This is a genomic window from Frankia sp. Mgl5, from assembly GCF_023242985.1.
GTDB classification, from domain to species: domain Bacteria; phylum Actinomycetota; class Actinomycetes; order Frankiales; family Frankiaceae; genus Parafrankia; species Parafrankia soli.
Genome location: NZ_JALKFY010000029.1, coordinates 1 through 308, shown reverse-complemented (window position 1 = coordinate 308; position 308 = coordinate 1). Strand labels below are relative to the sequence as shown.

The 308-nt window shown below is 57.1% G+C and carries 1 protein-coding gene; it reads right to left on the bottom strand.

Annotated elements, in window-relative coordinates; translation table 11 throughout:
• Positions 1–308 (bottom strand): solute carrier family 23 protein (locus tag MXD62_RS08215; protein WP_285223990.1); only part of this gene is annotated, 308 nt, incomplete at both ends.

Below are 308 nucleotides of genomic sequence, written 5' to 3'. Positions count from 1 at the left end.
AGCCTCTTCCATCGAGTCCCATGCGATTTTTGCCATGTGAGAAGCCATCAGCACACCAACGATGACGAGTGCCGGCGCGGTAACCGCAGAGGTAACCACAGCAAGCAACGGTGAGATAAACAAGGCAAGCAGGAAAAACACGCCGGTAACAACCGAGGCAAATCCGCTTCGCCCCCCCGCAGCGACACCAGCAGTAGATTCCACATAGCTCGTGGTGGTGGAAGTACCCAGGATTGCGCCTGTCATACCCGCGATTGCATCGGAGGCAAGCGCGCGTCCCGGACGAGGCAGCTTTCCGTCTTTTAACA